Origin of the sequence: Knoellia koreensis, from assembly GCF_013041615.1 — a bacterium.
Classification (GTDB): Bacteria; Actinomycetota; Actinomycetes; order Actinomycetales; family Dermatophilaceae; genus Pedococcus; species Pedococcus koreensis.
Genome location: NZ_JABEPQ010000006.1, coordinates 86,247 through 104,633, shown reverse-complemented (window position 1 = coordinate 104,633; position 18,387 = coordinate 86,247). Strand labels below are relative to the sequence as shown.

15 protein-coding genes are annotated in these 18,387 nt (G+C 71.2%); 5 read left to right on the top strand and 10 right to left on the bottom strand.

The features are described from left to right. Positions 1–24: 24 nt before the first annotated feature. The 3 genes from HJG52_RS19100 to HJG52_RS19090 all read left to right on the top strand — a co-directional run bounded on the left by HJG52_RS19100 (position 25) and on the right by HJG52_RS19090 (position 3,537). Entirely contained in the window at positions 25–1,053 is a 1,029-nt protein-coding gene (locus tag HJG52_RS19100) for a Y-family DNA polymerase (protein WP_346767855.1), read from the top strand. Between the two features lie 141 nt (positions 1,054–1,194). Further along, on the top strand, positions 1,195–2,715 hold the full coding sequence (locus HJG52_RS19095; RefSeq protein ID WP_171245227.1) for a DHA2 family efflux MFS transporter permease subunit: 1,521 nt from the start codon (positions 1,195–1,197) through the stop codon (positions 2,713–2,715). A 132-nt stretch (positions 2,716–2,847) separates the two neighbouring features. Continuing rightward, on the top strand, positions 2,848–3,537 hold the full coding sequence (locus tag HJG52_RS19090; protein WP_346767854.1) for a DNA alkylation repair protein: 690 nt from the start codon (positions 2,848–2,850) through the stop codon (positions 3,535–3,537). Here HJG52_RS19090 and HJG52_RS19085 read toward each other — a convergent pair. Together HJG52_RS19085 and HJG52_RS19080 are read right to left on the bottom strand one after the other, a co-directional pair. Next, entirely contained in the window at positions 3,506–4,726 is a 1,221-nt protein-coding gene (locus HJG52_RS19085; RefSeq protein ID WP_171245225.1) for an MFS transporter, read from the bottom strand. The two genes, HJG52_RS19090 and HJG52_RS19085, sit on opposite strands and share 32 nt — an antisense overlap. Beyond that, a complete protein-coding gene (locus HJG52_RS19080) occupies positions 4,719–5,519 on the bottom strand; it encodes a PIG-L family deacetylase (RefSeq protein WP_171245224.1) in 801 nt (266 codons plus the stop codon). The genes HJG52_RS19085 and HJG52_RS19080 overlap by 8 nt, the downstream gene beginning before the upstream one ends. A gap of 139 nt (positions 5,520–5,658) precedes the next feature. Here HJG52_RS19080 and HJG52_RS19075 point away from each other — a divergent pair, with 139 nt between their 5' ends. Further along, on the top strand, positions 5,659–7,008 hold the full coding sequence (locus HJG52_RS19075; RefSeq protein WP_430413359.1) for an MATE family efflux transporter: 1,350 nt from the start codon (positions 5,659–5,661) through the stop codon (positions 7,006–7,008). Positions 7,009–7,032: 24 nt separating this feature from the next. On the opposite strand, the gene HJG52_RS19070 is transcribed toward HJG52_RS19075, so the two are convergent. Then, positions 7,033–8,580 (bottom strand): gamma-glutamyltransferase, encoded by a 1,548-nt coding sequence (locus tag HJG52_RS19070; RefSeq protein WP_171245222.1) that lies wholly within the window; start codon positions 8,578–8,580, stop codon positions 7,033–7,035. Positions 8,581–8,627: 47 nt separating this feature from the next. On the opposite strand from HJG52_RS19070, the gene HJG52_RS19065 reads away from it, so the two are divergent. Continuing rightward, positions 8,628–9,131: an OsmC family protein gene (locus tag HJG52_RS19065; RefSeq protein ID WP_171245221.1), complete on the top strand. Its 504-nt coding sequence runs from the start codon at positions 8,628–8,630 to the stop codon at positions 9,129–9,131. 125 nt (positions 9,132–9,256) lie between these two features. On the opposite strand, the gene HJG52_RS19060 is transcribed toward HJG52_RS19065, so the two are convergent. From HJG52_RS19060 to HJG52_RS19030, 7 genes are all read right to left on the bottom strand, one after another. Beyond that, positions 9,257–10,819 carry a DUF3352 domain-containing protein gene (locus tag HJG52_RS19060; protein WP_171245220.1) on the bottom strand — a complete coding sequence of 521 codons (1,563 nt, stop codon included), beginning with the start codon at positions 10,817–10,819 and terminating at the stop codon, positions 9,257–9,259. Positions 10,820–11,014: 195 nt separating this feature from the next. Beyond that, entirely contained in the window at positions 11,015–15,139 is a 4,125-nt protein-coding gene (locus tag HJG52_RS19055) for a beta-galactosidase (RefSeq protein ID WP_206071160.1), read from the bottom strand. Between the two features lie 347 nt (positions 15,140–15,486). Further along, entirely contained in the window at positions 15,487–15,933 is a 447-nt protein-coding gene (gene rplI / locus HJG52_RS19050; protein WP_171245218.1) for a 50S ribosomal protein L9, read from the bottom strand. Positions 15,934–15,958: 25 nt separating this feature from the next. After that, positions 15,959–16,195 carry a 30S ribosomal protein S18 gene (rpsR, locus tag HJG52_RS19045; RefSeq protein WP_056884210.1) on the bottom strand — a complete coding sequence of 79 codons (237 nt, stop codon included), beginning with the start codon at positions 16,193–16,195 and terminating at the stop codon, positions 15,959–15,961. An 86-nt stretch (positions 16,196–16,281) separates the two neighbouring features. Next, positions 16,282–16,854, bottom strand: a complete 573-nt coding sequence (locus HJG52_RS19040) for a single-stranded DNA-binding protein (protein WP_171245217.1) — start codon at positions 16,852–16,854, stop codon at positions 16,282–16,284. Positions 16,855–16,916: 62 nt separating this feature from the next. Then, entirely contained in the window at positions 16,917–17,204 is a 288-nt protein-coding gene (gene rpsF, locus HJG52_RS19035) for a 30S ribosomal protein S6 (protein ID WP_171245216.1), read from the bottom strand. A 219-nt stretch (positions 17,205–17,423) separates the two neighbouring features. Next, on the bottom strand, positions 17,424–18,371 hold the full coding sequence (locus HJG52_RS19030; protein WP_171245215.1) for a type IV toxin-antitoxin system AbiEi family antitoxin: 948 nt from the start codon (positions 18,369–18,371) through the stop codon (positions 17,424–17,426). Positions 18,372–18,387: the final 16 nt, after the last annotated feature.

The window sequence follows — 18,387 nt, the reverse complement described above, 5'->3', positions numbered from 1 at the left end:
GGTGGTCGCTGGTTGCCTGAACGGGTGCTGCTCCACGCCGACGCCGATGCCTTCTTCGCCTCCGTCGAGGAACGCGACGACCCGAGCCTGCGCGGCACGCCGTTCGTCGTGGGCGACCCCGTGGTCGCCTGCGCGTCCTACCCCGCCCGCGCGCTCGGCATCCACGCCGGTATGCCGCTGGGCCGGGTCCGCGCCCGCTGGCCCGACGTGCGCGTGGTCGGGTTCCGCGAGGGCGTGCACGAGCAGGCGAGCGAGGCGTTGTTCGGGTTGTTCCGCGAGCTGACGCCGCTGGTCGAACCGGGGTCGATGGAAGAGGCGTTCCTCGACGTGTCGGCTGTGGCCGGTGACGCGCCGACGGCGGGTGGCGTCGCGGCCAGGCTGCGGGCCCGCTGCCGCACCGACGTCGGGCTGCCGGTCAGCGTCGGTGTCGGACGCACCAAGCTGATGGCCAAGCTCGCCAGCCGCCGTGCCAAGCCCGACGGTTTGCACGTCATCGCCCCCGCCGACGAGCCCGGCGTGCGGAATGCGTTGCGGCTGGAGGAGATCTGGGGTGTCGGGCCACGCACCCAGGCACGGCTGCGCGAGGCCGGGCTAGCCGACCTCGTCGCCGTGCGGTCGGTGTCGCGCGAGGGGCTCGAGGACATCCTCGGCCGCACCATGGGGCGGCTCCTGCACGACATCGCCCACGGCCGCGAGAGCAGCACCGTCGTGCTGCCCAAGCCCCGGCTGTCGGTCAACCGCACCCGCACCATCTCCCCACCCAGCCGCTCCCGCAGCCGGGTCGAGGCGGTACTCGCCGACTGCATCGAGCGTGCCTGCGGCGTCTTGGCCGACGACCCGCGCGTCCCCACCCGCGTCGACCTGGTGCTGCGGTACGACGACGGGGTCGAGCTGCTCGTCCACCGGCCGCTCGACCTGCCCGGTCCGGCACCGACGCCGGCCACGATCACCGGTGAGCTGGCCCCGATGCTGGCGGCCACGGCATACGAGGAGGACGGGCGCGGGGTCGCCCTGGTGGGCGTCACCGCCCACCTACCCCGCGCGCGGGAATGACTTTCCGGTGCCATGTCGAAAACTCGGTTGCCGTTTCGTCGCCTGAGTAGACAGACTCGCTGGCATGTCGCAGCGATGAGTTCCGAGACCGACACCGGTCTGACCGTTCGAACCCGCCGACCTCCCGAAGGACCCACCACCATGCCATCCCTGACCGAAAGCCCACGCGTGCCCGACGCCCCAGCAGCCCCCGCCCTCAACACGACGCTGGTGCTGCGCATCCTCGTGCTGTCGACCTTCGTCGTGATCCTCAACGAGACGATCATGGTCAACGCGATCCCCCGCCTCATGCGCGACTTCGCCGTCCCGGCGACCAGCGCCCAGTGGCTGTCGACCGCGTTCATGCTGACCATGGCCGTGGTCATCCCCGCGACCGGCTGGTTCCTCCAGCGGGTGCGCACCCGCACCGCCTACGCCCTCGCCATGGGGCTCTTCCTCGCCGGCACCGCACTCGCCACCGTCGCGCCGACCTTCTCGGTGCTGCTCGCCGCACGCGTCATCCAGGCCAGCGGCACCGCCGTGATGATGCCGCTGCTCATGACCACCCTCATGACCATCGTGGCCCCGCAGGACCGCGGCAAGGTCATGGGCAACGTCATGCTCGCCATGTCCGTGGCGCCCGCGCTCGGGCCGGCGGTCTCCGGCCTGCTGCTCCAGCTCGGGTCGTGGCGGCTCATCTTCGCCGTCGTGCTGCCCATCGCCGGCGTGACCGCGGTGCTCGGGCTGCGCGAGCTCGTCGACATCGGCGAGCCGAGCGCCACCCGCATCGACGTCACCAGCGTGGTGCTGTCGGCCGTCGGGTTCGGCGCGCTCGTCTACGGCCTGTCGGGTCTCGGCGAGGGGTCGCGGGCGACCCACACCGTCCCTCCGGCCGTGACCACCGCGATCGGTGTCGTGGCGCTGGCCGCGTTCGTGCTGCGGCAGCTGTCGCTCCAGCGCACCGGTTCGCCGCTGCTCGACCTGCGCACGCTGAAGTTCGGCTCGTTCACCCTCGCGCTGGCGCTCATGTGCACCGCCTTCATGGCGATGATGGGCGCGATGATCCTGCTGCCGCTCTACCTGCAGGACGTGCTCGAGCTGTCGACGCTCCAGACCGGGCTGCTGCTCATGCCGGGTGGGCTCGCGATGGGTCTGCTCGGGCCGGTCGTCGGCCACGCCTACGACAAGGTCGGTGCGCGCACGCTGGTCGTGCCCGGGTCGGTCGTCATGCTCGCGACCCTGGCCCTGCTCACCCGGGTGACGCCGCAGACCTCTCCGTGGCTGGTGCTCGCCGACCACGTGGTGCTGATGGTGTCGCTGGCCATGGTGTTCACCCCCGTGTTCACCTCCGGCCTGTCGGTGCTGCCGCCGCACCTCTACGCCCACGGCTCGGCCATCCTCGGCTCGCTCCAGCAGGTGGCAGCCGCCGCCGGCACCGCGGTCGTCGTCAGCGTCATGGCCGGCCGGGCTGCCAGCTCGGCCGCATCGGGCGCCTCACCGGTTGCGGCGCTGAGCGACGGCATCCAGTGGGGCTTCGGGGTCGGTGCGGTCCTGGCGGTGGTCATGGTGGCCATCGCGTGGACCATCAAGACCCCGCAGGTCGACCCGGCCGGTGCGCATGGTGCGCCCGCCGCCGAGCCGGGCGAGGCCCTCGAGCCCGCGCCCGAGCCCGCGCTCGACTGACCTGTCGCATCGGCCGGACCAACACCCGCGCCTGATCTCGACCACCTGCGCTGCCATGACAGCGCGGACCGGCGAGATCAGCGCGGGTGTTGCATGTGAAGGGGCGGTAACGGGTGGGCCATGCTGGCTTCTGTGACGCACCCCCTCGTGGCGACCATCCGGTCCACCCTGGCCGAGCATGGCGACCCCGACCGCGCCGGGGCCCAGCAGGCCTACATGAAGTCGACCATGCCCTACCGCGGCATCACCTCACCCGAGCTCAAGGCACTGTTGCGGCCCGTGCTCGCCGACCCGGCGCTGCGCATCGAGGACCGGGAGGAGTGGGAGGAAGCGGTGCGTGACCTCTGGGACGGCGCCGCCTTCCGCGAGGACAGGTATGCCGCGACGGCGCTCACGGGGCACCGCGCCTACCGCTCGTGGCAGGACCCCGAGCTGCTCCCGCTCTACCGGCACCTCGTGGTGACTGGCGCCTGGTGGGACCACGTGGACGAGGTCGCCAGCAACCGGGTGGGCCCGATCCTGTTGTCCCACAATGAAACCGTTGAGCCGGTCATCCGTGCCTGGGCCGCCGACGACGACCTGTGGCTGCGCCGCACCGCCGTCATCAGCCAGCTCACGTTCAAGACCAACACCGACACCGACCTGCTGCGCGAGACCATCGAGGCCAACCTCGACGACACCAGCTTCTGGCTGCGCAAGGCGATCGGGTGGGCGCTGCGGCAGTACGCCCGCACGGACCCGGACTGGGTGCGCGCGTTCGTCGCCGAGCACGAGGGCCGGCTGAGTGGGCTCAGTCGACGCGAGGCCCTGAAACACCTCTGACCACGGCCGCTGCCACCGCGAGCGCCAGCGCGCTGGCGGCCGCCGCGACGAGGAAGGTCGCGGCGAGGTGCCCGGCATCGGACAGCGACCCCGCCACGGCCGCGCCAACCGACGACCCCACGAGGAACGCCGAGATCAGCCACGCGAACGCCTCCGACGTCGTGCCAAGCGGGGCGAGGCGGTCGACCAGCTGGAAGACGCAGGTCAGCACCGGCGGCAGCCCCAGACCGCTGGCGATGGTGAGCGCCCCCATGAGCCACGCGTTGGCCGGAGTCAGCGACAACGCGGCATACGTCACGACCAGCACGGCCAGCCCGAGCAGAAGGTCACGCCGCGGGTCACGGTGGGGAGCGCGCGGGCTGTAGCTGACCCCGCCGATGAGGGCGCCGAACGCGTTGGCGGCGACCAGCCAGGGTGCGAGCCCACGCCCGCCGTTCGCCTCGGCCCACGCGACGAGCGCCACTGCCGGGACGCCGATCGTGATGCCCACCAACAGGATCGACGCGTAGAGGACGACGAGACGGCGCGAGCGCAACGGCCCCAGCCAGTGCCGGTCGTCGTGCACCGCCGGGCGCCACTGGGTCGATGCGCGGGACGTCGTGAACCACCACGCTCCAGCCAGGCCGACGACCGCAGCGGCGACGAGCCCGCCACCCGCGCCAGTCAGCTGGGCGGCGAGGACCACGAGCGGGCCAAGGACGAAGATCAGCTCCTGGGCCGCCGCGTCGAGGGCGAACGCGGCCGGCACCTGGCGCGGCAGCAGCACCGACGGCCACAGGGTGCGCAGCGCCGGCTCGAGCGGTGGGGTGGCGAGCCCGGCGACGAGGGCGACGGGGAGGGCGGCCACCGTCGGCGTCCACGGCAGGAGGGCGAGCGCCAACGAGGAGACGACCGCGCCCGCGACGAGCGGAACCCGTTGTCCCCGAAGGTCCATCGCGCGTGACAGGGCCGGCCCGCCGAGGCAGCAGCCGAGCGAGTATGCGGCGGTGAGCAGGCCAGCGCGACCGAAGCCCTCGCCGCTGTCACGGGCGAAGAGAACCAGCGCGAGCGGCACCATCCCGTTGGGCAGGCGACCGGCGAGCGCGGAGAACAGCAGGCGGGCGACCTGGGGTCGGCGCAGCAGGGCGCCGGGAGTGACAGGGGCCGGACCGACGGACTCGGCTGCGGGTTCGGCGGCGGGCTCAGTCACCGAAGGGCCAGCCGACGCGCATGCCCTTCGTGGCACCCGGCTCGATGTAGTGCTCGGTGCCGAACATCATCGCGAACACGTCTTCGGGCACGCCCAGCATGCCCTCGATGTCGGTCGCCTGGCTGCGGTGCGCCTCCAGCGCCGCCCGGCGCTGGGCGATGTAGCCACTGACGTCGACCTGCCAGGTGATGTCGGCCTCCGGTGTGCCCAAAGGGTTTCCGTCGTCCATCGGCTGGTCCGGGTCGAAGGCCTCGTTGGCCTGCCCTGCCGCGACCGCGGCCTGGTAGGCGCGGCGGACGGCGTCGCGGTTCATCGTCGACTCGAGCAGGCGCGGCCGGCGGGCGGCCAGCTCGGCGGCCCGGTGGACGACGGCGTGCACCTTGACGTGGTCCGGGTGGCCGTAGCCGCCGTGCGAGTCGTAGCCGACCAGGACGTCGGCGTCCTCCTCGTCGAGGATGTCCGCCAGTCGGCGGGCTGCCTCGTCGACGTCGGCGCCGTGGAACGCACCGTCCACGGTGTTCTGCTCCCAGCCGGTCATGCCGGAGTCGGAGTAGCCGAGCCACGCGATCCGCTGCACGCCGAGCGCGTCTGCGGAGGCCTGAGCCTCGCGGCGCCGCCAGTCGACCAAGGTCTCGCCGTCGGGCAGGCCTGCGGCCGGCAGCTCACCGTGCTCGCCACCCGTCGCGAAGACGGTCACCACCCGGTTGCCCTCGGCCACGGCCCGCGCCATGGCACCGGCGGTCTGCGACGCCTCGTCGTCCGGGTGGGCATGCAGGAACACGATGGTCGTCACGGCGAGCCATCATGCCAACCCCGGGCGACACCCCACGACCCGCATTGACCTCCACAGCGATGGGGCGGTCCCCGCCGGGAGCCCACATCGGCGGACTACGGCCCCGAGTCGTCGCGCACGGCGGCCGGACTACGGTGACGTGGTGGTCTCGAGAGCGGAGCCGTCACAGGCGCGGGCGATCCTGCGGCTGGCCGTGCCGGCCTTCCTCGCGCTCGTCGCCGAGCCGCTGTTCCTGCTGGCCGACACCGCGATCGTCGGCCACCTCGGCACGGCGCAGCTCGCCGGTCTCGGGGTCGCCAGCGCCACCCTGATCACCGCGGCCAACATCTTCGTCTTCCTGGCCTACGGCACCACCTCGATCGTCGCCCGCCAGGTCGGCGCGGGCAGCGAGCGCGGGGCACTCGAGGCCGGCATCGACGGCACGTGGCTCGCCATCGGGCTGGGAGCGGTGACCGCGGCCGTCGTCGCGCTGGCCGCCGAACCCCTGTGCCGCGTCTTCGGCGCCTCCGACGCCGCCATCGGGTATGCCGTGACGTACCTGCGGATCTCCGCCCTCGGCATACCCGCCATGCTCGTCGCGCTGGCAGCCAACGGTGTCCTGCGCGGGCTTCAGGACACCCGCACGCCGCTCGTCGCGTCGATCGCCGGGTTCGGCTCCAACGTCGTCCTCAACCTGGTCTTCGTCTACGGGTTCGGCTGGGGCATAGCGGGATCCGCGTGGGGCACCGTCATCGCCCAGACCGGCATGGCGACCGGCCTCGTGGTCGTCCTGGTCGCGCACGCACGCCGGGCGGGCGCGAGTCTTCACCCCCATCCGGGACGGGTCCTCGCGGCCGGGCTCACCGGCATACCCCTGCTCGTGCGCACCCTCGCGCTGCGCGCGATCCTGCTCGTCACGACATGGGTCGCGGCCGGGCTCGGCGATGTGCCGCTGGCCGCGCACCAGGTGGCGATGACGGTGTGGAGCTTCCTCGCCTTCGCGCTCGACGCCCTTGCCATCGCCGCGCAGGCGTTGACCGGCAAGGCACTCGGTGCCGGTGACGTCGAGGGGGCGCGGGCAGCGACGGGTCTGATGGTGCGCTGGGGCGTGTGGGGTGGCGCGGCGTTGGGGGTGCTGGTGCTGGTGGCGCACACGCTGCTGCCCGGGCTGTTCACCGGCGACGAGGCGGTGCGTGCCGCGTTGGCCGCGGCGCTCGTAGTCGTCGCGGTCGGGCAACCGCTCGCGGGGTACGTGTTCGTCGTCGACGGCGTCCTCATCGGTGCCGGCGACGGCGCCTGGCTGGCCAAGGCGATGGCTGCGACGCTGGTGCTCTACCTGCCGCTGGTGCTCGCCGTCCACGCTGCCGGTGACCGGCTTCTGTCGCGCGGCGCGCCGGCCGCGCTGGCGGTGTTGTGGCTGGCCTTCACCGCGTTCATGGCGATCCGGGCGGTCTTCTTCTGGCGCCGCATCCGGGGCGACCGGTGGGCCGTCGCCGGTGCCACCCGCTGAGCCGACCTGTTCGTTACCCGGTCCTCACGCCTGCGACACCCGGGTGGCGGCTGCCCGCCGCGGGTCGCCGGCCGCGCCCAGTGAGCCGTCGCCGTCCACCCACGCGGCACCCACCCCACCGAAGAACATCGACAGCGGCCCATGCGAGTACGTCGGCAGCCCCAGCTCGGCAGCCGCCGCCACGATCGCCTCGTCGTCCTCGTGGTCGACGCGCACAGAGTCACCGTCGAGGATCCGCACGTGCGCCCGAGGCGCATCGATGGCGTCGCCGATTCCCATGCCCAGCAACGCATTCCGTCCGACCACCTGCATGAGGGCCGTGGTGATCCGGTCGGCTCCGGGGCTGCCCACCGCCAGCGCAGAGCCGTCGTCGCGTCGCCCCACCGAGGGCGCCATGTTCGACGCGAGCCGGGTGCCCGGGGTGAGCGCGTGCAGGCCCAGCCGGTTGAGCTCGGGTTCGCCCAGGCAGTTGTTGAGCATCATCCCCGTGCCGGGCACGGTCGCCCCCGAGCCATACCCACTCGAGGCCGTGATCGCGCACACCGTGCCGTCGGAGTCCGCCGCTGAGACATGCGCGGTCGACGACGACGTCGGCAACGCGGCGAGCCCGTGCCGCTCGACCTGCTCCAGCAGCGCGTAACCGTCCTCCTCGAGGTCCGTGGACAGGTCGTGCACCCGTGCCCGGTAGGTCAGCACCCGGCGCTGCACGTCGATCACGCGCACCCAGTCCCACTCGCCACCACCGCGCCCGTCCGCGCCGGCCAGCTCGCGCAGCATCACCGCCAGCATCGGTCCGCCCACCGACGGGGGCGGGTTGGTCGCGATGTCCCAGTCACCGATCGAGAGCCGCACCGGTGCACGCACGACCGCCCGGTATGCCGCGAGGTCGGCCTCGGTGAGCAGCCCGCCTCGGGCGTCGCTGTCTGCGGCGATCCGTGCGGCCAGCTCCCCGGTGTAGAGGGAACGGGCGCCCTGGGCGCCGATCTGCTCGAGCGTGAGGGCCAGGTCGGGGTTGGTCGCGATGTCACCGGCCTGCAGCGCCGACCCGTCCGCACGGCGCACCAGCGGGCCGGTGTTCGGGTCCCAGCCGAAGACCGAATCACCAGTCAGGGCAAGGTAGCTCGCGGCCGCGCCACCGATGGCGTAACCGCCCCGCGCCGCCGCCACGCTCGGCGCCAGCACGTCGGTCCACGCGGCCGAGCCGTGCCGGTCGTGGGCGACGCCCAGGGCCGCGAAGGCGCCGGGTGTCGCGACCGAGCCGTGGCCGGCATACAACGTCAGGCCGCCACCGTAGGTGGTGGTGATCTCGCGCAGGCCCTGGCCGAAGCGTTCGCGCGGCAGCCCGCGGCCCGGCATCTCGACGTTGCCGTCGACGACCTCCGGGTCAGCGCCGGCAGGCCAGATCGTGACGAACGCCCCGCCGAGGGGTGACACGATCCCCGGCTCGGTCGTCATGGCCGCGACGATGGCTGCGATGGCCGCGTCGACGGCGTTGCCCCCGGCCGCCGCGGCCGACATGCCGGCGTCGGCCGACGCCGGTCCCGTCGCTGCCACCGCCACCCGCCGCGTCATGCGCCGATTGTGTCGCACAACGCCGGGCCGTGCCCCACACTGCTCCCATGGACGCCGAGGCGCTGCGCGCCGCCCAACGACCACTCAAGGAGCTGTACCGCGCCGACCCCGCGGCGGCACGAACCCCCATCGCGGCCCGCGCCGCCTTCTCCGACCCGGGCGTCACGGCGACCGTCGAGGGTTTCGCCGGGCCGGTCCGCGCGGGCCTGCACCGCGCCACCGGCGGCGACGGCAACGACGCCTGCTCCGGCGACCTGCTGCTCGAGGCCCTGCTCGCGTGCGCCGGGGTCACCCTGCGCAGCGTGGCCACCGCGATGCGGCTCGACGTCCGCGGGGCCGAGCTGACGGCGCAGGGGTGGTTCGACGCCCGGGGCACCCTGGGCGTCGACCCGGACACGCCCGTCGGCGTCGACGGCGTCGAGGTCACCGCAGTGCTCGACACCGACGCGACCGACGAGCAGCTCGCGCGTCTTGCCGCGATGACCGAGCGCTACTGCGTGGTCGGCCAGAGCCTGGCAACGCCGCCCACGATCGTCGTCACCCGCTCCTGACCCGACCTCAGCTTTTCCGCGTCATGCGCGAACCTTGAGGTTCACTCGCCCTACTAGGGCGAGTGAACCCGCAGTTTCCCGCTCCACGCGGAAAAGCTGTGACTCCTGGGGCGGGGCGGGGGCGGCTACTTGGTGGTGAGGCGCAGCGCGAAGTCGGCGGACTTGCCCTCACCGGAGACGGTCATGCCGAGCGAGGAGAACTGGCCGAGGTTCTTGCTGACCTCCGCCGGGATCTCGTCCTTGAACGCCGCCAGCACACCCGCGATGTCGACGTAGGCCGCGACGCGCGAGTTGCCGGGGTCCTTCAGGGCGTCCTTGAAGCCCTTGCTGTCGCCGAGGCCGTGGTTGCTGGTGAGCTCGCTGGCCCAGTTGTCGGACAGCGCGACCGCGGTGTCCTTGTCGGCTCCCTTGAGCGTGAGGCCACCGGCGCCCATGCCCTGGCCGGCCGCGTCGCTCAGCTTCTGCAGCACCGCCTTGTCGCCGTCGGTGACCAGGCCGACCTTGATCTCGCTGTTGTCCGCGCCCATGCCGCCGAACGCGATCGAGAACTTCGACCCCAGCGCCTTGACGACGTCGTCCGGGATGGAGATGCCCAGCTCCTGCTCGGCCTGCGCCACCCCGTCGGTGAACTGCTGCTCGCCGGCCGTCTCCTTGATCATCGACTCCAGCTGCGGCCACGCCGTCTTCAGCTGCTCACCGGCGTTGGCGACGGTGACTGCCGCGAGGGTGCCCTTGGGCAGCTCGGCGATGGACCCGGCATTCGCCGAGCCGACGAACGAGACCTTCGCGTCGTTGACGCGACCGGCGAGCTCGAGGTTCGGGCCGTCGAACCGCAGCGCCATCGCCGTGCGACCGGAGTTGGTGCCGTTCGCGCCAAGCCCGAACTGGTTGAGCATCCCCGGCACCGACTTCTGCACGCTGCCGAGCAGCTCGGCCGCCTTGGCGGTGTCGCTCCAGGCGGTGACGATGCCGGTCTCGCCGAGGTCGCCGAGGTCAGTCTTGAAGTTCTCGGAGTCGGCGAGCGTCGCCTTCTGGGTCGCCGACACGAACGCGTCGAGCTGCTCCTTCTTCTCGGCACACAGTGCGAAGTCCTCGACGACGCGGCACTGCCCACCGTCCATCGACTTGGCCAGCTTGGGCAGGCTCTTCTCGGCCTCACCCTTGTCCTTGACCGCCAGCGCCACGACGGGGATCGGGTCCTGCCCGTTCGCTCCCGGGATCGCGCCGAACGCGGCCCGCTCACCCAGCCACGGCTCGACGTCCTTGGCGTAGTCGACGTCCTTCAGGCCACCTGCGTCCTTGATCGCGTCGAACACGACCTTGCGCAGGTCGGAGTCCTCCTTGACCTTGGCCTGGGCGTCGGGGAACTTGCGGATGAACCGGATCGCGTCGATCTTCTGCCCCGCGGACGGGTCGAGGTCGACCTTGCCGAACGCGAACGTGGTCGACGGGAACACCGACTCCGGCTGGGCGCCCCCACCGCTCAGGGCGGAGTATGCCGCGATGGCGCCACCGCCGCCGAGCAGCGCCACCGCCGCGACGGCGCCGGTGATGATCGCGGTCTTGCGTCCCTTGGGCTTGGCCGTCTCGGGCTGCCCGTCGGCCAGCGCCCCCTCGGGCAGCGGGCTCTGGGGCTGCGTCGGCGGCTCGGGCTGGGCAGGGTCGAACGGGTTGCTGGGCGTGCTCATGCGGGTTCCCCCCAAGGAATGTGCTGGTACGAGAGCCGGAATCGACGGTTGCGCTCCGACGCGGCCAGTGTAGGTGGGACCGCGGGATGCCCGAGACCGAGTTCGCCGACCCCACGCCGGATCGTTACCCGCCGTACCCGCCGAGCCGGCCACACGGCATACGAACGAACCTCCTGGTGCTCGGGCCCTGCGCCGTCAGGTGCAGGTCAGCGTTGGCGCACCCCACGAACCATGGTCGGCGCCGTTGCCGTCGCCGCCGTCCCCGACGGTGAGCGTCAACACTTGCGCCCCGGTGACGTCGACGTCGAGGGTGCGGACAGCGTCACGGCGGGTCAGAACGGGAGTGGTCACCGCGTCGTGGCCATCGGCTCCCACCGTGAAGGTGACGCTGCCGCCGTCGATCTCGTCGTCGATGCCCACCGACGCCGTGAAGCGGGTGCACGCGCCGCCCAGATAGACCTTGACGACACTCACGGCGTTGGTTCCGAGCCCCTTGGCGAACGTGGTGCCACGGATGGAGATGGTGCTTCCATCACCGGCCGCTGCCTCGCCGTTGCTCTGGTCGCGTTCAACCGGGCCCCAGCCGTTGGTCGCGGACATGAACGGCAGATCGCTGACCGCCACCTCACCGGGTCCCGGGGCCGGCGGCACCCCACCCACGATGCGCGTGTCCTCGACCGTGACGCTGCGTCCTGCCTGGATGGCGGTTATCGCGGCGGTCAGGGCGGCCGGATCGGCGATCTTCGCCGGGGCCGTGACCCGCCAGGTGAAGGTGGCTGACGACCCCGGCGACAGTTGGGCCACGCTCGCTGGTTCCACTCTGCCGACGGTCCATCCAGCGGGCGCGGTCAACCGGGCTGAGATGTCACGGGCGGAGGGCCGGTCCGCCGGGATGGAGGCGGTCGCCCTGACGGTGAACGTGGCACCCTCTCGGGTGGTCGACGGGGCAGTCATCGACACAGCCACGCCGGGCGCCGCAGGCATGGCGTACTTCGCGGCGGAGTACCGCGGGCTGTCGTTCATGCCCACCCGCAACGACGACGTGTGGCTGCCGTAGCTGGTCAGCGCCACCTTCCCCAGGCCACCCGTCGAGCCGTCGAGGTTCCACACGGCGATCGCGATGGTGTTGGCCCCGTTGGGGTTGAGGATGCCGACCGGGACCGGGAAGGATCGCTGCGGCCCCACGTCGTTGAGGTAGTTGCCGACCTGCCATCCGTTGACGAAGATCTGCGCGCGGTACCGACGCGAGGGATCGTCCGTGATGGTGACACCCACCGAGGTGTCCTGGTCCTTGGGCAGGTCCAGGGCCGCGGTGGTGCGGTACCACGTCACGCCCGGGCGGGGGTCCGCGGCGGGCAGCGTGACCGGGGACCAGTCCTGGTCAGGGAACCCGGGCAGCGACCAGCCGGCTCGCTCGCCGTAGAGGCCGCCGTTGGCCAGCGGTCCGCGCACCGTGTCGAACAGATCCTCGCCACCGCGAACGCCCTGCAGCCGCCACGTCGTGCGGGTGAGCGGTGAGCCAAGCAGGTAGGCACTGGTGAGCCCGCGCGCAGTCTTGTTCTCGTTGCTGGAGTTGTAGTCGTTGTTGTGGCCCATGTTGACGGTCAGGACCGACACGACGTTGTCGCCGCTGCCGCGCACGAGCGCCTTGGGGAAGGTGATGTCGGCGCTGCCAGTGCGGTAGCTCCCGAGGAACGTCCCGTTGAGCCATACCGAGAACGCTTGCGGGGACTTCCCGGAGTGCACGTCACCGGTCGCCCCGCCCGAGATCGACTCGAGGTGGATGCCTGTCTCCTTGCCCGTGGACTGGAAGCGTCCCCGGTACCAGGTGTTCCCCGTGTGGAAGCCGTAGTCGTCCGCGTACAGGACGGGTAGCTCACCCGCACCGCTGACGCTCTGCGTCGTCGTCTTCGTCGCGGTGACCCAGCGGGAGTCGTCGAAGTCGTATGCCGCCTCCGGCGACTCAGCGCTGCGTCGCCAGCCGCTCAGCTCGGGCAGCGTCACAGCCCGGCGCACCGGGATGGCGCCGGTGAGACTTCCGGTCGGGGTCCGCTGGACCTTGACTGCCTTGCCGTTCCACGTGACCGAGGTCGCGTCGGCCCATACCTCGATGCCCGCGGTGTCGTCGTTGTCTCCGGAGAGGACGGCGGTGCCATCCACCAGCTCGGCGGTGCGCAGCAGCGCGGTGCCGCGAACGATGACTGGGGAGTCGCCTGCCTCGAGGCGCCAGAACGTCTTGGCCGTCGCCTTGTCGGTGAGCAGGAGCTGCAACGGCCGGGCGGAACCGCCGCCCGTGATGGTGACCCGGGCGATGCCGCCATGGGTGTAGTTGAGGCGCAAGTCGCCCCGTGTGGCGTCCCAGGTGCTCGTGACGCCTCCGGCATCCACGGTGACGGTGGGGCGCGACGCGAACCGCAGCACGGTTTCGCCGTCGGTGCCCTTCTCGCCGTAGAGCACCGCGAGGTCATGGTCGCCGATCTTGGCGTCGGTCAACAGCTCCGAGGTCGAGTACTGGAGCCGCTGCGATTGGAGGACGTAGTTGGCGAGGAGGATGTCGGAGTCGCGCCCAAGCAGCGTGATGTCGGTGCCGGCCTGCTGCGGCACCCGCGGGTAGAGCTGCGTGGCATCGGCGGCACTGGGCACGTCGATCGCGTCGACGGGCACATAGGTGTCACTCGAGCCCTCACCCCTGGTGCCGGTGACGACGATCTCCAGCGTGTGCTCGCCGGCGCTCAGCCCGGCCGTGCTGAAGAGGACCTTCTGCCCGGAGGGCGAGCCGGCCGTGTCGACCGTGGCCACCTTGGCACCATCGATCAGCACGTCGGCCGTCCCGTGGTTGCTGGCCAGGGTGCCGATCCAGCGCACCGCGGTGCCGGTGAAGGTCACCTTGACCCGGTCACCCGCCACCCGGGAGAACGACTCGGTCTTGCGGTAGTTGTCCTGGGTGTAGGACTGGTCGGCCACGTGCTCCCAGGCGCCTGTGTAGCTGAGAGCCGGGTCGGCGTCGTCCCAGGTGTAGGTCACCTGGTCCACCGGCTTGGCGGCCAGGTCCAGCGACAAGGTCGTGCTGTCCGTGGACGTGGCGGTCGAGTCGCGGTGCCGCAGCGTGTGGAACTGGGCCCCGGTCTCGGGGTTGACCCGGGCCGTGTCGACGATGGCCTGGTTGCCGGTCTCGGCCAGCATGGGCTTGGTGTCGCGCAGGTCCTTGGCAGCTTGGACGAGGTAGCCGATGAGTTTGTTCTCGTAGTACTTCGGGTCGAGCTGGCGGGTCTCGCGGATGGCGGCGCCGTAGTCGTAGGACGTGTAGCCCTCGGGCCGGCCGAGCCAGCCCCAGTTGGTGCCGCCGAAGAGCATGTAGATGTTCTGGGTCGTGGCGCCCACGGCGATGTTCTGCTTGTAGAAGACGTTGGCGAACTGGTCGTTGATCAGCTGGGCGCACTTGTCGAAGCCCGGCCCGCCCCAAGGGTCGAACGCGCCGCCCTGGAACTCGATGGTCGAGAGGGGCTTGGTGGACGGCCAGCCGCTGGAGATGTTCGGCACCGGGCGCCACGCGGTCGGGTTGGAGCAGTTGAAGCCCTGCGGGTAGGAGTCGACGCCGTCGACGTCGAGGGCTCCGTCGCCGCTGTTGAAGATGCCGTTGTGGTTGCCGATGATCGGGACGGTGATGCCGTCGACCTTGGCCTTGTCGCGCAGGTGGGCCATGTACGTGCGACCTTCGGCCGAGCCGTTGTAGTACTCGTTCTCGGCCTGGTATGCGATGACCGACCCGGTGCCGTTGGTGATCTGGTGGCGGGCGATGATCTTGTCCACCTGCGTCATCCACTCGTCCTGGTACCGCAGGTAGTCCGGGTCGGCGCTGCGGTTCTTGCCCTTGGTGACGGACATCCACCCGGGCAGACCGCCGCCGTCCACCTCGGCGTTGATGTATGCCGGGGGGCGGGCGATGACGTACAGCCCCGCCTGCTCGGCGTAGTCGAGGAGCTTGTCGAGGTCACGCACACCGGTGAAGTCGTAGACACCCTGCTTCGGGGAGTGGTAGCCCCAGTCGAAGTAGAGGCTCACGGAGTTGAAGCCCGCTGCCTTCATCTTCTGGAAGGTGTCGAGCCACAGGTCCGGGCTCGGCTGCCGGAAGTAGTGGTACTCCCCGGACCACAGGTACGTCCGCTTCCCGTCGATCATGAACGACGAGCCGTCATAGGTGACCTTCGCGACGCTCGACGTGACAGTCGCCGCCCGCGCGGGTGACACCTTCGCCGGCGCCTGCGCGAATGCGGGTGCCGCTGAGGCGGCCGAGGCACCCGTCCCGATGGCCAGGGCCACCGTCAGGAGTGCCCCGAGCCGCGCGGCCTTGCCGCGGATACGGGACCGGCGCTCAACATCCGAGCCGGCACCCCCTGACGTGCTCCGGAACCGATGTCCCTGGACCCCACCCGGCATGGCCACTCCCCGTGCGTCGGCGCCTCGGCAGCTCCCGCGGCGCAGCTGACTGGATGAGCGGAACGTACAACCGGATGATCATGCGTGGGGTTCTGGTCTCGATTCCGCGCAGAAACGCGCAGAAAAACTGCACACTTGCCGCCCTTGCGAGCCCGAGCCGGCCGCGCGGCATACGCACGACGAACGCCCGGCCCCACGAAGGGGACCGGGCGTTCGAAACGATGCAGTCGTCAGCCGGCGACCACGTCGAGCTTGACCGTCGCCTGCACCTCGGGGTGCAGCCGGACGAGCGCCTCGTGGGTGCCCACGACCTTGATCGGCGTGGTGATCTCGATCTTGCGCTTGTCGAGCTCGGGGCCACCGGCGGCCTTGACGGCCTCGGCGACGTCGGCGGTCGAGACCGCACCGAACAGGCGACCGGAGTCACCCGCGTGGGCGACGACCTTGACGGTGCCGTTCTCGAGGTTGCCCTTGACCGACTTCGCCTCCTCGAGGGAGTTGATCGCGCGGACCTCGCGGCCCTTGGCGATCGAGTCGACCTGCTTCTGCCCGCCCTTGGTCCACGCGGTGGCCAGGCCCCGGCGGAACAGGAAGTTGCGGGCGTAGCCGTCCTTGACGTCGACGACGTCACCGGCGGTGCCGAGGTTCGAGACCTCGTGGGTCAGGATGACCTTCATCTGTCAGTACCTTTCCGGTCGCTCGTCAGCGCGACGAGCTGGAGTAGGGCAGCAGCGCCATCTCGCGGGCGTTCTTGACCGCGGTGGCGATGAGCCGCTGCTCCTGGACGGACACACCGGTCACCCGACGCGCACGGATCTTGCCGCGGTCGGAGATGAACTTGCGCAGCAGCGCGGTGTCCTTGTAGTCGATGTTCTCGACCTTCGCCGCCTTCAGCGGGTTGGCCTTCTTCTTGGGCTTGCGCACAACGGGCTTGGCCATCGTGGTGCTCTCCTTGTCATTCAGGTGAGCCCTGGTCTCCCAGGGATGGTGTTCTTACGTGTCTTGCTTGCGGTATGCCGCGTGGCTCAGAAGGGGGGCTCGTCGTACGACGGGGCCTGGCCCCAGCCGCCCTGCTGACCGCCACCTTGCTGACCACCCTGGCCGCCGCCCTGCTGCGGGCCGCCCTGGCCACCGGTCGGTCCGGTCGCCCACGGGTCGTCCTGCTGCTGGCCGCCGCCGTAACCACCCTGACCGCCGCCCTGCTGGCCGCCGCCGAAGTTGCCTCCGCCGGAGCGCTGGGTCTTGTTGACCTTGGCGGTCGCGTACCGCAGCGAGGGGCCGACCTCGTCGACGTCCATCTCGATGACGGTGCGCTTCTCGCCCTCCTTGGTCTCGTACGAGCGAGACTTCAGGCGGCCGCTGACGATGACTCGGGCGCCCCGCTGCAGCGACTCGGCGACGTTCTCCGCCGCGTCACGCCACACCGAGCAGCGCATGAACAGCGTCTCGCCGTCCTTCCACTCGTTGGACTGCCGGTCGAACTGGCGCGGCGTGGAGGCCACGGTGAAGTTCGCGACGGCGGCGCCGGACGGAGTGAAGCGCAGCTCGGGGTCACCGGTCAGGTTGCCGATGACGGTGATGACGGTGTCGCCTGCCATGGAGCGTTCCCCTTGTCTGTCAGTGCTGGGCTGTCAGGTGGTTTCGGGTGGTGCGGGGTTGCTCAGGCGCCGGGGCGCAGGAGCTTGGTCCGCATGACCGACTCGTTGAGGCCGAGCTGGCGGTCCAGCTCCTTGGCCGTGGCCGGCTCAGCGGTGAAGTTGACGACGGCGTAGATGCCCTCGGACTTCTTCTTGATGTCGTAGGCCAGGCGACGACGGCCCCAGATGTCGACGTTGTCGACGGTGCCCTTGTCCTTGGTCACGACGGTGAGGAACTTGTCGAGCGAGGGAGCAACCGTACGGTCGTCCAGCTCGGGGTCGAGGATGACCATCAGTTCGTACTGACGCATGCTGGTAACCCGCCTCCTTTGGTCTGTGGCGGTCACGGTCCTTCCGTGACAGGAGGGTTTGCATCGCGATCCCGAGACCATTTCGCCTCGGGAACTTCACAAGGGTACCGGCCCCACGGCATACCCCGAAATCGTTGTCCACACCCCCTGGGACGGTCGCGCACCTTGGCACCGGTCGCGCGCCCCGGGCTGCGCGACCCGTGCCGAACTGCGCGAACGTCACCCGGCCTCCGCCTCCCCCGCGTCGAACCACGTGTTGCGCCGCTGCGGCCTGATCCCTTGGGCGGCCAGCCGCGCGACCATGCCCTCGGGGTGCACGGCCTCGCGCCAGACCCAGCGCGCCACCCGTGCGCCTCGCGCGCGAAGCCGGTCCTCGCGCAGCTTCTCCCGCCACACCACACCGGCGGGGTCGCCCGCACTCAGCTCCGCGCCGTACTTCACCTTGCCGTCGAACTCGCCGACGACCTCGTCCCAGCCGAAGTCGGTGTAGCCGATCAACCCTTCCTCGTGCTCCCAGGCCACCTGCAGTTCCGGCCGCGGCAGGTTGTGCAGGAACATCTGCGCCCGCGACAGGCTCTCTCCCACGGACATCGAGCGTGGGTCGGCGAGCCGGACCACCGTCTCACTCACCCTCAGCCCGGATGCCCGTCGGGGCAGTGCGTCGAGCGCGGCGACCAGGTCTTCGGGGGTGCACAGCTCCTCCCGCAGCGCGTGGTCGGCGGCCGCCAGCGCCGACGTGAACCCGGTGCACCTGGCCAGGTCGACCACCGTACGGGCCGGGCTGGTCACGCGCAGACCGGCGTGCCCGATCGGCTCGACCCCCTCGAACGTGTGCCGCCGCACGATCCCCGACCACCCGGCCCGCCCGTCCGCCAGGACGTGCACGACGTCCGGCCAGGCCCCGATCCGCGGCAGCCCCAGCAGGACCGCCGCCGACTCGTGCGAGAAGCACAGCTGGCCCTCGCCCAGGCCGACGAGGGCGGTCGCGTGCACCAGGGCGGCATACCGTCCTGCTGCGTCGAGGCCGGTCCACCCGGCTGCGGGGTACCACGCGCCGCGCCGCACCCGCACCCATCGTGGGGAACCGTCGGCGTCGCGGGCCGGTGGGACCACGCCGACGCGGCGCAGGTCACCCGTGCAGCGCAGCAGGGATGGGTCGAACGGCATCGGTCCACGCTCCCGC

Coding starts and splice junctions, on each gene's coding strand:
- rpsF (WP_171245216.1), bottom strand. CDS start 17,204: ATGCGTCAGTACGAACTGATGGTCATCCTCGACCCCGAGCTGGACGAC.
- HJG52_RS19095 (WP_171245227.1), top strand. CDS start 1,195: ATGCCATCCCTGACCGAAAGCCCACGCGTGCCCGACGCCCCAGCAGCC.
- rplI (WP_171245218.1), bottom strand. CDS start 15,933: ATGAAGGTCATCCTGACCCACGAGGTCTCGAACCTCGGCACCGCCGGT.
- HJG52_RS19065 (WP_171245221.1), top strand. CDS start 8,628: ATGGACGCCGAGGCGCTGCGCGCCGCCCAACGACCACTCAAGGAGCTG.
- HJG52_RS19070 (WP_171245222.1), bottom strand. CDS start 8,580: ATGACGCGGCGGGTGGCGGTGGCAGCGACGGGACCGGCGTCGGCCGAC.
- HJG52_RS19030 (WP_171245215.1), bottom strand. CDS start 18,371: ATGCCGTTCGACCCATCCCTGCTGCGCTGCACGGGTGACCTGCGCCGC.
- HJG52_RS19040 (WP_171245217.1), bottom strand. CDS start 16,854: ATGGCAGGCGACACCGTCATCACCGTCATCGGCAACCTGACCGGTGAC.
- rpsR (WP_056884210.1), bottom strand. CDS start 16,195: ATGGCCAAGCCCGTTGTGCGCAAGCCCAAGAAGAAGGCCAACCCGCTG.
- HJG52_RS19060 (WP_171245220.1), bottom strand. CDS start 10,819: ATGAGCACGCCCAGCAACCCGTTCGACCCTGCCCAGCCCGAGCCGCCG.